The organism is Enterococcus sp. HY326 (assembly GCF_026157065.1).
In the GTDB taxonomy this organism is placed as follows: Bacteria; Bacillota; Bacilli; order Lactobacillales; family Enterococcaceae; genus HY326.
The window spans coordinates 499,184-513,468 of sequence record NZ_JANLGQ010000002.1; the positions used below are offsets into that span (position 1 = coordinate 499,184).

A 14,285-nucleotide genomic window follows, 5' to 3' on the forward strand; every position below is an offset into this window, starting at 1 on the left:
CATGAATAAAACTCAAGTATGGGAACTTTTTAAAATTAACCTGCTTTATGCTAACCCGCAGACAACCATGCAGCTTAGAAAGAAAAATCGTCAAGACAAGTCCTTGACCCGCAGCTTATTGAGCCAGTATGTTTTAATTGCGGTGATGTTTGCCTTTATGTATGGCTTAATTATGATGTCGGTAGATTATCCAAATTATCCCGGCTTTTTCACGTTTTATTGTTTGATGTTTGGTTTGATGTCTTTTTCTCAATCGATTTCCATTTTGTTTAATGTCTTTTATGACAGCAAAGATTTAAAAGATTATCTGCCGCTACCTTACACGCAAGCCTCTGTTTTTATGGGCAAATTTTTGACGGTTGCCTTGACCGTCGCCCCTTTCCAGTTGCCAGTTTTTGTGTTATTTGGTTTTACTGCATTTCGTAGCAGTGCTGCACCAATCATTAATTTTGTTATTGCGATTGTATTGGGCTTGGCCTTCTTTTTCATTATTTTAGGCTTCAGTGCCCTTTTGGTTTCCGTATTAGTCCAATCAAAATGGTTTAATCGCCACAAAAGTGTTTTTACTACTTTGTTAATGGTGATTCCCACTATCGGGATGGTAGCCGGGATTTTATATGTCAATTCTCAGCAAACTTATGTCTATGAAGGCGTGCTGCCGGACCAGACACCCCTGCCGCCATTTTTACCCTTTCACATGGCCATCGTGCATCCCTTTAGTTTAGGAGGAATCCTATCAATTATCGGCATTGTAGGGGTGACCGGCTTGATTTTTGTTTTGGCGATTAAATTTGTCGTGCCAAGAATGTACAATTATGCCAGCGGAGAATATACACCAGTCCTTTCTGAAAAGGCCAGCAAGAAAAAAATTGCCTATCGCAGTTTAAATCGACAGCTGATGACCTACAACTTGTCACTGATTAAAAATCCAACGTTAATGCTGCAGGCTTTTAGTTCGATTGCGTTGATTCCTTTAATTATGCTGATCAACATGATGACTTCTGGCTTTAATTTAGTTGGGATAAGTGCTGATTTTTGGCCAATTGCCTTTGTAATTGGTGTCTTTTATTCCGCCTTTACAATTAATACGACCTCCATCGGCAGCATGATGATTTCTTTAGATGGCGATAATTTTGAATTTATTCGTTCGTTACCGATGAATTTTAGCGACTACCTGAAGGTGAAATTCCGTTTTGCGGTCATTGTACAAATGATTTTAACGGGACTTATGGTGTTGATTATCAGCTTGGTCATGCAGGCCAATCCACTCTTAATCATCGGCGTTCTATTAGGAGATTTTTTAGGCACTTATTTATTAAGCTGCTACTATTTCTATCGAGATTATCGCCTTTTGACAACCAATTGGACCAGTGTTTCTCAATTATTTAACCGGGGTGCTGGTACCTGGGGGATGGTTTTCATTTATTTTGGCGTGTTGATTATCGGCGGACTTGTGACAGCGGCTCTGGGCTTTTGGCTCGTGCTAACTGGTCAAACTCTCTTGATTACTTTGATTACGCTGGTGATATTTGCCATCATCACTTTTGCCGTGAACCGCCACTATCAAAAAGTTTTTTGGTCTCAGGATTTATTGAATTAAATGAACTTTGATGTAATAAATAAGGAGGAAAAATGATGAAGGAAAAAAATACTTTTCACGTCAATGGCTACTTAGCTTTAATCGTTTTAATTTTAGCAATTTTGGGTGGTCTCTATTTATTTTTTATGGGTGTCTCTGGAGATGATATTCGTGTTTTGCCGATGCTTTTGGGAACAGTGATCATTATCTTAGCTTTTCTTTTTCTCAGTTCTTTTACCATTGTCAGCCCGAATCAAGCCAAAGCAGTTTTATTTTTCGGTCAGTATTTAGGTACGATTAAAGATAACGGGTTGTTTGTTATCACGCCCTTTACGAATAAAATCAACGTATCTTTAAAAGTCCGTAATTTTAACAGCTCGTTATTGAAGGTCAATGATTCAGAAGGAAATCCGATTGAAATTTCCGCTGTTGTTGTGTTTAAAGTAGTCGACACCGCCAAAGCTTTGTTTGATGTTGATTATTATCAAGATTTTGTCGAAATTCAAAGTGAGACAGCTATTCGCCACATTGCCACACAATATCCTTACGACAGCTATGGTGACGGTGATATTACCTTGAGAGGCAATACAAATGAAGTATCTGCAGAATTGGCTAAGGAATTACAAGACCGTTTGGCAGTCGCCGGTGTTGAAGTGATTGAAACTCGTTTGAATCACTTGGCCTATGCAACCGAAATTGCCAGTGCTATGTTGCAGCGGCAACAGGCCAAAGCAATTTTATCTGCTCGCCAAACGATTGTCGAAGGGGCCGTTTCAATGACTCAAATGGCTTTAGAACAAATCGAAGACGGTCAGGAAATTAATTTTACTGATGACCGCAAAGTCCAATTGATTAATAATCTTTTGGTTTCCATTATTACCGACAAAGGTACCCAGCCTGTGATTAACACCGGCGATGTCGAAAAATCAAAATAAAGATTTGTAAACTAAAACACTCTGTTAAGATTGCCGATGGGCTTTCTTTTCAGAGTGTTTTTCTTAATCAATTTGGCTATTGGTTAAAGTAGCTTTGCCATATAATATTCATCCAGATAACGACCATTCATAAAAATACTGTCTTTTTTGATACCTTCAATGACAAATCCTTTACTTTGATATAGCCGGAGGCCCGCTTGATTTTCTGTCATAACAGTCAACTCTAAACGATGCAATGACTTTTGTTTCGCCCAAGTCTCCAGTTCTATAAAAAGTCGGCTGCCAATGCCCTGCCCACGAAAAGCTTGCCGAATACCGATAACGATATAAGCAGTGTGCTGGACTTTTTGCAAAGGTGTTACCTTCGCTGAGATATAACCAATCAGCTCCTCTGTATCGTGCCAAACACCCAACAAAAATCCATTCTCGTTAGTGGTTGTCAAAATATTTTCCAATGCCGACAGATTTTCCTGTCGTTCATCTGGCAGATACAGCATATAAGGGGTCTCTTGATCCAGCTGTTTAGACAGCTGGTAAAAAGCCGCAGTATCTTCTGCCTTAAGCAAACGATACTCAAGCATAAGGATATTCCCACTTGTTATCGACAAAGTCTTGAATTGTTTGTAGCACGCCGTCTTCGTTATTGCTAGCCACGATTTTTTGGGCGATTTCTTTAATCGCTTCTTGCCCATTGGCCATCGCAAAACCGTGTTCAACAAATTTCAACATTTCCAAATCATTACCGGCATCACCGAAAGCTATCATTTCATTTGGTAAAATTTGATATTTTTCCCCTAATAATTTCAAACCATGGGCCTTGTTAACCCCCTGTAAAATAATATCGATATCACGGTGGCCACTATTCACAGGAATCATTTCACCGGCTAATTTCTCTTTTAAGACCTTTGTTAACTCAGCAGCCTGCTCCGGATTTTTTACAATATTCGCAAATTTTAAAAACCGGTCGGCTGGCAATGGTAAAAACTGCGACACTTTTTCCATCCGGTGATAATATTCAGCAATGTAATCCACCAACTGTTGATTGTCAGTCGTATAATAGGCTTTTTTTCGACCACATAGTAAAATTTCCACTTGATAATCTGCCAAAACCGCTAAAGTTTTTTTAATCACTTCATGGGGAATATTGCCAACAAAAATTTCTTCTTCGCCGTCTAGCACTAAGCCACCGTTTTCAGCAACAAAGGGAATACTTTGCCAGTCGTCAAAAAAACTCCGCAGCTGGTAATACTGATTGCCGCTGGCGACAACAAATTTAACACCATCAAAGGCCATTTGTTGACGCAGCTCCTTAAACCAATCTCGGTTGTAAGTTTTATCTGAGTGTAAAAAAGTACCGTCCATGTCTACTGCAACTAATTTAATCATCTGCTCGCTCCTTTGTCTTCTTTCTCCTTCAATGAAACCATATGTAAGCGCAAAAAACAACCTTCATATCCCCATATGAAGGTTGCATTCACAATTATCTAATGACCTTTTAAAAACGGTAATCACGATAGAGACAATCTTTGCCGCTAAGTTTTTGCGGAGGCGTTTGGCTAATTGCTTGAGCTAATTTTTCCGGTAACGGCCGTAGAAAATCAATTTCCTCGAAGACCAGCATCGCTTCAGAGCTGCTGGTGTTTAAAATCAAAAGGGCGTAATCCGTCTGATTTGCTCGTAAAACAATCATAAAATCTTGATAGTAACCAAAATAAACTTCACCTTCTGCTAAAACCGCATTTTCTTTGCGGCGATTGCTCCAGTTTTGATATATATTTTTTACTTTTTCATTCTCCCGTCCCCACGGGTAAAACTTGCGATTATCTGGATCTTTGCCGCCCGTCAGACCAGCCTCATCCCCATAATAAATACAAGGAACGCCAGGCACACAAAACATAAAGGCGACTGCTTGTTCTAAGGCTTTGATATTTTGATCCAATAAAGAAAAAATCCGTTCGGTGTCATGGGTACTCAAATGATTCAACCCGTTAAAGAAATTGGCCCGCGGATAATTTTCCCTCAGACTCGTCAACTCCCATGCCACTCCTTCTGGCGTTTGCCGGTCAGTCACTAAGGCAACGATGGCATTTTTTAAAGGATAGTTCATTACTCCATGTAAACTATTCCCTAAAATATAATCTCGCCGCTGGTTGTAAGAAATTTTATTGGAGGCGTCCTCCCAAACTTCGCCAATTAAAATTTGGTCTTTATGATGATTTAACCGATTGCGAATGCCCCGCAGGAAAAAGTCAGGAAATTCATCAGCAACATCAATCCGCCAACCATCAACCCCATACTTCGACCAATAATCAATCACGCCGTCTTTGCCATAAATAAAATCTTGAAAGCCGGGATTTTGTTTATTAGTTTCTGGTAGATTTTTAAAGCCCCACCAAGAACGATAATCCTCGGGAAAATGGCCAAAATTAAACCACGGATAATAAGGACTTTGTCGTGATTGATAAGCACCCAGACTATCATAGCTGCCGTCGCCATTAAAGTAACGGCTATTGCGACCAACATGGTTAAAAACGCCATCTAAAATTACGCGAATACCTTCTTGATGAAGCTGTTCGACAAACTTTTTAAAGTCTTCATTAGTACCAAGAAAATCATCGATTTTGAAATAATCTCCCGTATCATAACGATGATTGCTGCCGGCTTCAAAAATTGGGTTCAAGTAAATTAGCGAAACGCCCATTTTTTTGAGATAAGGCAGCTTGGCAATAATGCCGGCAAAATTGCCACCGTAAAAATCCCAGCGGACCACTTCGCCCTTTTCGTCCTTAATATAATAAGGAGCATCTGTTTTATTTAAGTAATACAAACTATCTGCCCTATTTGGCAGAGTATCCCGCACTTCATTGAATCGGTCTGGAAAAATTTGATAGGCAATCGCCTGACGGTACCACTCAGGCGATTGATCAATCTCTGCCTCAAAGGAGGTCAATTGAAATTCCCAGACTTCTTCTAAATTCCCCGTTAGCTTTGGTACTAAATTCTGATGATTTTTACCGACGTAAGCCACAATGTCGCGTTCAGGCTGATGGACTTCAATTTTAAAATAATAGAAATACAAGCCAATTTCTTTGGCTAATTGAAAATCAATCGTATAAAAATTATCTTCTGTCGCCTTCATCAAACACTCTTCTTGAAAACTGTTTTCCTTACGAATCACTAAAAAAACTTTTGGATTTTCAGCAGTGACTTTTAAATTAAAGGTGACAGTCTGATTTACTGCCACCGCACCAAAAGGTTTTTTAAAAGTCTCCTGCCATGGATTGAATTGGACGTTGATTTCTGCCATTTTAACGACTTCCTTTAGGGTCTATTGCTTGGATATGCCAGATATCATCGGCATATTGTTTGATGGTATCGTCCGCTGAAAAATGTCCAGCATGGGCAATATTGATTAAGGACATTTGTTGCCACAGACGTTGATCGCCGTAATCTAAATCAAGGCGTTTTTGCGCTGCTGCATAACTTTCAAAATCCCGTAAGACAAAATATTCATCATTGTAATCAACCAGAGTCTTATACAACTCGCCACCTTCAATTTGCACATTAGGAATGGTGCCATCAATCAGCGTATCGACTACGCGGCGAATCATTTGATTATTTTGATACAGCTCCCGCGAGTTATAGGTGCCATTATGATAGTATTCATAGACTTCTTTTTCAGTTAAGCCAAAGATAAAGATATTTTCATCGCCGACTTCATCACGAATTTCGACATTGGCGCCGTCTAATGTCGCCATTGTTAAAGCGCCGTTTAGCATGAATTTCATATTACTCGTGCCGGAAGCTTCTTTGGAGGCTAGTGAAATTTGTTCGCTGACATCGGCTGCTGGAATAATACTCTGAGCTTTGGTCACATTATAATCTTCAATAAAAATAACCTTTAATTTTTGATTTACATCTGGATCATTATTGATTAAGCGGGCGGCTTCGTTAATGCACTTGATATTCATTTTGGCAAACTGATAACTTGGTGCGGCCTTGCCCGCAAACATAAAGACTCTAGGATGCATCTCTAATTCAGGATTTTCTTTTAACTCCAAATACAATTTCATAATATGCAATAAATTCAACAATTGGCGTTTGTAGCCGTGGAATCGTTTAATATGAACATCGAAAATTGCTTCGGGATTTAATTCAATCCCTTGTTTTTCAAAAATCCATTGGGCCAAATGTTTTTTATTCGTCAATTTAGCCGCTGCTAAAGCATTAAGCACTTGGTCATCTTCAATAAAGTTTTCTAATTGGCGCAATTGATGAATATCATCCCGCCAGCCACTGCCAATGGCTTGATCTAAAACTTCGCCTAAAGCTGGATTAGAGAGATGCAGCCAACGGCGAACATCAATCCCATTGGTTTTATTGTTAAATTTTTCTGGATATAGCGTGTAAAAATCATGCAGCACAACATTTTTTAATAATTCAGAATGGAGTTTTGCTACGCCATTGACACTGTGGCTGCCGATAATTGCTAAGTTTGCCATCCGCACCCGCTCATGTGCAATAATACGAGTATTCTCAATCAAATAATGGGGATGCTTGCCGGTCATTTCTTCGACAAAACGCCGGTCAATCTCTTCAATAATCTGATAAATCCGCGGTACAACTTGTTGAACCATGCCAATCGGCCAAGTTTCTAAAGCCTCCTGCATGATGGTATGATTTGTATAACTCATAACTTTGGTTGTCACATGCCAGGCTGTATCCCAGCTGAGATCCTCTTCATCAATTAAAATTCGCATCAACTCTGCGACCGCCATCGCCGGATGAGTGTCATTGATATGCACCGCAATTTGATGATGCAAAGCTTCCATGGGAATATGATTTTTCTTTTGGAAATTGATAATGCTTTGTAGTCCAGCAGAGACAAAAAAGTATTCTTGCGCTAAACGAACCAAACGACCGTATTCATTGGAGTCATCTGGATACAAAACTGAGGTCAAGTCTTCAAATTGACGTTTTTCCTGTAGTGAATCATAACGCCATTCCTCTGAAGCCGGAATTTCCACTGACCATAACCGCATATTGTTAACCGTATTATTATGATAACCAATCATACCGGTGTCATAGGGTACCGCCCGTAAAATTTGCGCATTTTCATAGACCGGTTTAAAGTTGCCGTTTGGTAGCGGCACAAGATAGACATTCCCGCCAAGTCGGACATTTTCTGCCCGGGATTCCTTGCGAACTTCCCAAACATTCGGATTTTTCAACCAATCGTCTGGAATTTCAACTTGATAGCCATCGACAATCCGTTGTTTAAATAAACCGTAGGAATAGCGAATGCCATTGCCGTGACCAGGAAAACTTCCGGCAGCTAAGGATTCCATAAAACAAGATGCCAGGCGGCCAAGACCGCCATTGCCTAAGGCCATATCCTTTTCAACATTGGCTAATTTTTCAATGTCGATGCCCATCTCAGCCAAGGCAGAAGAAACTGTGTCTAACAAGCCTAATTTTAGCAAATTATTTTTTAGCATTTTTCCCGGTAAAAACTCGATGGAAAAATAGTAGGCCTGCTTAACGTGGTGCCCTGCATAAACTTTGTTGGTTTCGACGACATTTGCGTTGTAATAACTCGTGATAATCCGGCCCAAGGTATTTAATAATTCTGCATCCCCGGCTTCTGAAATATCCAAAGCATAATATTCTCTTAGTTTCTGAATGAATAATTCCTCAAAATTTTCTTTCGTTATCTTCACAAAATTCACGACCTTTTTATTAGACTAACTCCTAAAACATCTTTTGATAGACATCTTGATACTCGTTACTGCGGGTGGTCCAACTAAAATCAGTGGTCATCCCCTGAGCCATCATTTTTTGCCAAATTTTTGGTTCTTCCATAAAGACCTTCAAGGCTTTTTTGATGGTCTCCATAAAGATATAGCTATCAAAATCGACAAAGCCAAAGCCAGTTCCCGTTTTCGTCAACGGATTATAAGGAATCACAGTATCCTTCAAGCCGCCAATTTCATGGACGAGGGGCAATGTGCCATAGCGCATGGAAATCATTTGGGACAATCCACAGGGCTCAAAGGCAGAAGGCATCAAGAATAAATCGACACCAGCATAAATTTTCTGGGCTAAATCTAAATCAAAATCAATAATGCCCCGATGTTTTTTCGAATAGGCTCCGTTAAAGTAACGGAAGGCCTCTTCAAAAGCGTACTCACCAGTCCCTAACACCACCACCTGCACATCAAATTGCAATAGATTATTCATCTCGTTGACTAAAAGCTGAAAGCCCTTTTGATGGGTTAAGCGGCTGACCGCCCCAATTAAGAGAACGTCTTTTTCCACTGGCAAGCCTAATTCCTTTTGCAATTGTGCTTTGTTCTCTGCCTTGCCAGCCGGTTTTTTGCTGTCAAAGTTTTGGTAAATATGCGGATCTGTTGCCGGGTCAAAGACATCATAATCAATCCCATTTAAGATACCAGTTAAATGCCAGCTCTCTTGATTTAAAATCGCCTCTAAATGTTCACCGAACTCCGGCGTTTTAATTTCTTCTGCATAGGTTGGACTCACGGTCACAATCTGGTTGGCGTAAATTAAACCGGCCTTCATAAAGTTGACACAGTCATTAAAACGAATCGTGCCGTCATAATATTTTTCCAAGCCCATGCCGAACAAATCAGCTAAAATTTGCGGCGCATAAATTCCTTGGAATTGTAGATTATGAATCGATAAGACCGTTTTAATATCAGCGTAAGCATTAATCCACCGATATTTTTCCTTTAATAGAAAAGGAATCATCGCCGTATGGTAATCATTGACATGAAGAACATCGGGAATAAATTCGATACGCTCCAGCACTTCAATCACGGCCATTTGGAAAAAGGCAAAGCGTTCGCCGTCATCAAAATATCCGTAAATACCATCCCTGCCGAAATAATACTGGTTGTCGATGAAATAATAAGTCAGACCATCTTTTTTCAAAGATTTGACGCCGCAATATTGCTCCCGCCAACCAACTTCAACGATGAAATTAAATTCATCTTGTAACTCCGTTTTAAATTTTGGGGCCATGATTTTCTCATAAAAAGGAAGAATCACAGCGACTTCTTCCCCTTTTTTTGCTATTTCCTTAGGGAGTGCCCCCATGACATCCCCTAATCCCCCTGTTTTAAAAAATGGTGTGCATTCTGCTGCCGCATAGACAATTTTCATGCTGTTATCACTCGACCTTCTACATTCTTAGTGATATGGGAGCCCTTACTGATTACCACGGGCTCATTTAATGTGCCGGTAATTTTCACATCGTCATCAATCACTACGTTCTTATCTATAATAGCATATTGAATCTGAACATTCTCGCCGATTTTTGTGCCTCCCATGATAATTGAGTTTCTGACCACAGAACCAAGTTCAACTTTCACTAGCCGTGAAATAATTGAATTTTGGATAGTGCCGCGAATCACACAGCCGGCACCAAAATGACTTTTCTTAACATTTGAATCTTGGCAGTAATAGGTCGGTGCTTCATTTTTCAATTTGGTGTAGACTTTATTTTCACCAAATAGTAAATTGTGCATTTTTGGATAGCTCAACATGTCCATATTACTTTGGAAGTAAGACTGGATATCAAATATATTGCTAATGTAGCCGTTGAAGTCATAACCGACCGTTTTTTCACCGCCTAATAACGAGCTGTAAATTAATTCCTGTAACGTCAGATTTTCTTGTCCTTCAACCGCTAACTCTAAGCGTTTGATTAACCATTGGGTATCGACAACAAAATCATTTAAACACAAACTCGTATAGGTATCCTGCGGCTCAGCTGACTCGCAGGTAACGCCAGTGATTACGCCAAATTCGTCCAATTCCAAAAGGTTGCAGTATTGAGATAATTTATCTGCTAAAACATTTTTGTAGATGGCCGTGATGACTGCACCCTCTTGATGATGAAAAGCGACAACAGGATTTAAGTCAACGTTGGCGATAATATCAGTCCCCATCACAAAGGTGACGACAGATTTTGATTTTTTTAAATAATCAATTAGATTTTCATAATAGATATTGTCTTTAAATAAATCCTGCGGGTCTGTCACATAGGTAAAGTAGCGTTTACGAATCCCATCAAAGCCCCACTCACGGCCACTACCGAGATGATCGGAAACGGATTGGAAGGAGCGTTGGCTCAGAGTGAAATAAACGGTATTACAATCCGCATTCATCACGTTAGAAAGAGGAAAGTCAATAATTCGATATTTACAATCAAAGGTTAACGTGGACAGGTCTCGGCGCTCGGTTAGTTCAGAAACTTTTTCTTTATTGTCAATATTTGAGATGATACCGCAAATTCTATTATTCATATTACTCTCCTCCTATTACTTCGCCGTGACCAACTAATTGAATGCCTTCGCTACCATCAATTGTCACACCATCATTGATAACGGAATTCTCACCAGCAATCGTCCGATATAAACGGGCATTCTTGCCAACTTTAGCGCCTGGCATCAAGACACTTTCAATAATTTCTGAGCCTTCGCCTACTTGCACATCCGTCGATAAAACACTTCGATGGACTTTTCCGGCCACATAGCAGCCATCCACCACAATCGACTCGTTTATCTCAGCTGTTTCATCAATAAATTCCGGTGGTGCCATAGTATTTTTCGTATAAATTCGCCAAGAACGGTCATGAATATTTAATTCATTGTCTAAACTTAGAAAGTCCATATTGGCTTGCCAGAGGGAATCCACTGTGCCGACATCTTTCCAATAACCGGAAAACCGATAGGCGACGACATTTTTCTGGTCGTTAATGTATCTTGGAATGACATTGGAACCAAAGTCTGACATATCCACGCCAGCTTCTTGACTTTCCACCAATAATTTTCTTAAGGACTGCCAATTAAAAATGTAAATCCCCATTGAAGCCAAATTACTTTTTGGATTGGCAGGCTTTTCTTCAAATTCAACAATCTGATCGTTCTCATCGGTATTCATAATTCCAAAGCGTGACGCTTCATCTAAAGGAACCTCGATAACCGCAATTGTCAAATCGGCATTATTTTCTTTGTGGGTTTCCAACATGTGATCGTAATTCATCTTATAAATATGGTCACCGGATAAGACTAATAAATATTCGGGATCTTCGTGATCAATAAAGGCGATGTTTTGTAAAATCGCATCCGCGGTTCCTTCAAACCATTTGCCGCCAGCAGAAGAGGAGAATGGTTGTAGAATCGTTACACCGGAATCAATACCGCTTAAGCCCCAGTTTACACCGCTGCCGACATGGAAATTAAGCTCGCGGGGTTCGTATTGCGTAACAACGCCAACATCATTAATGGAAGAGTTAGCACAATTGCTTAAAGTGAAGTCGATAATTCGATATCGTCCACCAAAGGGTACAGCCGGTTTGGCGACAGATTCTGTTAATTTTTCTAAACGGGTTCCCTTGCCCCCCGCTAAAATCATTGCTAGCATTTCTTTTTTCATCACGATTCCCCCTACTATTGTAGCCATTACTTATTTTTTGCTGCGTACATTGACACTTTTTGGTTTGATAATCAAAGTTCCTAAGGCAGGAACTGTTGTTTGAATTAAATGAGGTAGTTGATTAAACTGAAGATCTTGTGACTTTTTATCTGTGTTGTGGGCCGTCCAAGTTCCACCCCATTGAACCATCTCCGTATTAAAAACTTCTTGATAGACGCCTGGATAAGGTACGCCAATATGAAAATCCTGACGCTCAACTGGCGTCAAATTCATCACGATAATTAAAAAGTCACTTTTTGTTTTGCCTTTACGCATAAAGCTCAAGACCGTTTCACTCGTATTATTAGCGTCGATAATTTCAATCGTTTCCCAAGAATCGTCGTGAATCCATAATGATTTTTCTTCGGAATACATGCGATTTAAATGCTGAGTGAAATTTTGCATTTTTTTATTTAAATCATCCTTTAAATCGACCCATTCCAAACTCTCATCATACTTCCACTCTAAAAATTGTCCCCACTCGCTGCCCATAAACAATAATTGTTTTCCGGGATGAGTCGCCCAATAAGTGAACATTGTTCTAAGCTGTGCGAATTGTCGATAACGATCGCCCCACATTTTATGCATCAGACTCTTTTTGCCGTGAACCACTTCATCATGGGAAAAAGGCAAGATAAAATTCTCATCCATCATATACATGAAAGAAAAAGTTAATAAATTTAAATTATCTTTGCGATAAATTGGATCCATTTCAAAAAATTTCAAGACGTCGTTCATCCAGCCAAGGTTCCATTTATAATCAAAGCCTAGTGAACCGCTTTCCACCATGCCGGTGATTTTTGTGTCGGATGAACTTTCTTCCGCCACCATGATGACATCAGGGTGAGCCAGCTTAACCACCGAATTCAATTTTTGCAGGAAGTAAAAGCCTTCAAAATTGCGATTACCGCCTTCGTGATTTGGCGACCACGGTCCCATATCGTAATCCCGATAAATCATATTGGACACGGCATCGACTCGAATGCCGTCGATGTGGAACATTTCAATCCAATATAAAATATTAGAAATTAAAAAGCTCTGGACTTCTGGCTTACCTAAATCAAAATTCAGTGAGCCCCAGCCTCGATTTTCAGCTCGGTCGATATCGCTGTATTCAAATTGTGGTGTGCCATCATAGTAAGCAAGTGCATCATCGTTGCGGGAAAAATGCCCCGGCACCCAATCAACGAAAACACCAATATTATTGATGTGACAGGTTTCTACAAAAGTTTGAAATTCTTCTGGAGTCCCATAGTAAGAGCTCAAAGCAAAATAGCCCGTCAGTTGATAACCCCAAGATGCCCCTAGCGGATGCTCCATCAAAGGCATAAATTCAATATGGGTAAAACCCATTTCTTTAACGTAAGGAATTAATTCATTGGTTAAATCGGAAAAAGTAAAAAGTCGGCCATCGGGATGACGGCGCCAAGAACTTGCGTGAACTTCGTAAATGTTAAGAGGTCGTTTAAAGTGGTTGCTGCGTTTGCGGCGGCCTAGCCATAATCCATCCTGCCATTTTTTCTCTGGAATCGTATGAAGGACAGCCGCATTGCCTGGTCGTTCTTCAAACTGAATCGCATAGGGATCAAATTTAAATACTTCTGATCCATCTGCCCGTTGAATTACGTACTTGTATAATTGTTCTTCATGGGGAATGTCAGTAAAAATTTCCCAAATCCCACTGTTGCTGTCAAAGGTTAAAGGTAAACTTTTATCCCAATTATTAAAATCACCCGCTAACCAAACCTGTTGAGCATGCGGTGCCCAAACCCGAAAGGTATAACCCTCAATTTCGTCATTTTTTGAGGGCCTTGCACCTAATAGATGCTGACTGTAAAAATTTTCACCGGTATTGAAAGTGCGCTTAAATTCGGTGACCTGTTTTCTCATTTTTTTCAATTTCGCCCCTCGCCTCCTCACTAAATTTTCATTTTCTCCGTATATTAAAGATAACACATATTTCACAAAAGAGAAAATGAAAATTATGTTTTTTTTGTAAATGAGCCAAATTTATCTTGTTTTTTTTAATCAAATAATTTTCATCCAATTTTAAAAAGAAACATTTCACAATATGAACAAAGGCTTCGTTTTCATTTCCATAACAAGACTTGCTTTCTTTCAGAAAACAATCATAAAAACTCATTTTAATCTAATCTTCTTTCATTTTATTCTAACGCGACCTTCTGCTTCTGTGAAGCCTTAACAATAAAATCTCACGTGTTATTTTTTGATTTGTGGTCTAAACAAAAAAAACACATAAACTTTACCTT

General features: G+C 39.6%; 10 protein-coding genes. 2 read left to right on the plus strand and 8 right to left on the minus strand.

Translation table 11 applies throughout. From position 1 onward, the window contains the following. Position 1: 1 nt before the first annotated feature. Together ORH16_RS07075 and ORH16_RS07080 are read left to right on the plus strand one after the other, a co-directional pair. Positions 2 to 1,600 carry a hypothetical protein gene (locus ORH16_RS07075; protein WP_265457499.1) on the plus strand — a complete coding sequence of 533 codons (1,599 nt, stop codon included), beginning with the start codon at positions 2 to 4 and terminating at the stop codon, positions 1,598 to 1,600. 35 nt (positions 1,601 to 1,635) lie between these two features. Further along, the gene (locus ORH16_RS07080; protein WP_265457500.1) at positions 1,636 to 2,514 is read left to right on the plus strand and encodes an SPFH domain-containing protein; all 879 of its coding nucleotides are present in this window, start codon (positions 1,636 to 1,638) and stop codon (positions 2,512 to 2,514) included. Between the two features lie 83 nt (positions 2,515 to 2,597). Here ORH16_RS07080 and ORH16_RS07085 read toward each other — a convergent pair whose 3' ends face one another. From ORH16_RS07085 to glgB, 8 genes are all read right to left on the minus strand, one after another. Next, positions 2,598 to 3,095 carry a GNAT family N-acetyltransferase gene (locus ORH16_RS07085; protein ID WP_265457502.1) on the minus strand — a complete coding sequence of 166 codons (498 nt, stop codon included), beginning with the start codon at positions 3,093 to 3,095 and terminating at the stop codon, positions 2,598 to 2,600. Beyond that, positions 3,088 to 3,900: a Cof-type HAD-IIB family hydrolase gene (locus tag ORH16_RS07090; protein ID WP_265457504.1), complete on the minus strand. Its 813-nt coding sequence runs from the start codon at positions 3,898 to 3,900 to the stop codon at positions 3,088 to 3,090. The genes ORH16_RS07085 and ORH16_RS07090 overlap by 8 nt, the downstream gene beginning before the upstream one ends. A gap of 109 nt (positions 3,901 to 4,009) precedes the next feature. Continuing rightward, positions 4,010 to 5,821 carry a glycoside hydrolase family 13 protein gene (locus ORH16_RS07095; protein WP_265457506.1) on the minus strand — a complete coding sequence of 604 codons (1,812 nt, stop codon included), beginning with the start codon at positions 5,819 to 5,821 and terminating at the stop codon, positions 4,010 to 4,012. A 1-nt stretch (position 5,822) separates the two neighbouring features. Then, positions 5,823 to 8,228, minus strand: a complete 2,406-nt coding sequence (locus ORH16_RS07100) for a glycogen/starch/alpha-glucan phosphorylase (RefSeq protein ID WP_265457781.1) — start codon at positions 8,226 to 8,228, stop codon at positions 5,823 to 5,825. Positions 8,229 to 8,265: 37 nt separating this feature from the next. After that, positions 8,266 to 9,699 carry a glycogen synthase GlgA gene (gene glgA, locus ORH16_RS07105; RefSeq protein ID WP_265457507.1) on the minus strand — a complete coding sequence of 478 codons (1,434 nt, stop codon included), beginning with the start codon at positions 9,697 to 9,699 and terminating at the stop codon, positions 8,266 to 8,268. Next, entirely contained in the window at positions 9,696 to 10,844 is a 1,149-nt protein-coding gene (gene glgD, locus ORH16_RS07110) for a glucose-1-phosphate adenylyltransferase subunit GlgD (protein WP_265457509.1), read from the minus strand. Before glgD ends, glgA begins: the two co-directional genes overlap by 4 nt. Position 10,845: 1 nt before the next feature. Beyond that, entirely contained in the window at positions 10,846 to 11,976 is a 1,131-nt protein-coding gene (locus tag ORH16_RS07115) for a glucose-1-phosphate adenylyltransferase (RefSeq protein WP_265457510.1), read from the minus strand. Positions 11,977 to 12,006: 30 nt separating this feature from the next. After that, positions 12,007 to 13,905, minus strand: a complete 1,899-nt coding sequence (glgB, locus tag ORH16_RS07120) for a 1,4-alpha-glucan branching protein GlgB (protein WP_265457783.1) — start codon at positions 13,903 to 13,905, stop codon at positions 12,007 to 12,009. Positions 13,906 to 14,285 lie beyond the last annotated feature (380 nt).